1 protein-coding gene is annotated in these 1293 nt (G+C 55.4%); it reads right to left on the bottom strand.

All coding sequences use genetic code 11. The features are described from left to right. Window positions 1-217: 217 nt before the first annotated feature. A complete protein-coding gene (locus tag BN1800_RS39495; RefSeq protein WP_087006366.1) occupies window positions 218-1075 on the bottom strand; it encodes a GNAT family N-acetyltransferase in 858 nt (285 codons plus the stop codon). Between the last annotated feature and the right edge of the window lie 218 nt (window positions 1076-1293).

The raw sequence follows: 1293 nt of genomic DNA, 5'->3' as shown, positions 1-1293 counted from the left end.
ATGCGACGCCGACGCTTCATGTCCACACTCCTCTTTGACAAAAGAATAGTGTGTTGCATTCATCCCGTGAGCCCACCGCCCAGAGCGGACATCGTTGGGCTTCCTCATCGGCACCTCTCGGAATCAGAGATAAATGAATTAGGGCATGTCGCCATCCCCGCAATGACCGCAATTGGCGCGATCTCGCCACAACGAAGTCGGCTGAAGGCAGCCGTACCTATATTCTCATGTCGGACAACATGAAAGCTTGTCCTTCTGGGGCGAAGGGGCCGCGCACCATGTATCCATTGTCGAAAGCATGTCCCTCATCTGGCTGCCAAGAAAGGCAATCCGGCGTTAGCCATACCTCCACCCGTTCACCACCGAAATCAATAGCACTGACGATGTCCCCGATTGTGGGGATGCTGGAAGCCACAATGTCGAGGATGAACAGAGAGGAGGCCTCCTCTTTGATGGCAACTATGGCATTCAGGTCCGGGAGGTGTAGTAACTTGATCTCCGGTGTCAGTTCAGCTTTCAGCATGAACAGTGCAGGATGGTCGCAAGCCGAGGCTAGAAGCGATGTCGGCGCTCGATTAGCAAAAGCATGATTCAGCAGCGTGAGATCATCATCGTTTTCCAAGGATAGTGCACGGCACTCGCCGGGCGAGCGGCGCGAGGTATGCCGTGACACGAACCGCATTTCTTCAATCTGCCGAAAGCCGAAAGGCTTGTACAAAGCGGGCGTGCCTGTAGCCAGAATGACTAGCTCTGACCTCTGATCGGCATAGTGCAAGGCCCGCCTCATCAAGTCGCTGAAGAGGCCCACATTCCGCCATTCAGGGCGAGTGGCAACCGACTGGACGCCGAATGCTTTCACCTTCTGCCCTGCCAGCCAAAGCCGCCGCTCATACAGGCTTACATTCGCCACCAGGTTCTCACCTTCCCACCAACCGAAGGCAATCACACTTGGATCATGGCCAAGCCGATCCAACGGTTTGATATCAACCCCGAAGATATCGAGGATCAAGCCGCCTAACGCTCTTAGGCCATCTCTGGAGTGAGCATAGTCCGATCGGAACGTCAGGTTGTGCATGCGTCCGTCCACCTTCTATCGCGGGCGTTCACGCTTACCAGTCGATGCACCATCGAGCTAGTGGGATGGCTGCTTTTGGCGCTTTCCGGAAGCGGCCGATCTTCTGCTGTGTCGGCCCGTTCCGGTCTACAGACATGATAGCCTAGTCACCTGAATCCGAAGTTCGGTTCATTGTTTTTTGGCAGAAGCGTCTGACGGAGGCGAGGATTTCGTCTGCG

The sequence above is a fragment of the Rhizobium sullae genome (genome assembly GCF_900169785.1).
GTDB classification, from domain to species: domain Bacteria; phylum Pseudomonadota; class Alphaproteobacteria; order Rhizobiales; family Rhizobiaceae; genus Rhizobium; species Rhizobium sullae.
Note: the sequence above shows the minus strand (reverse complement) of the source record. Positions and strands in the feature narration are given on the sequence as shown.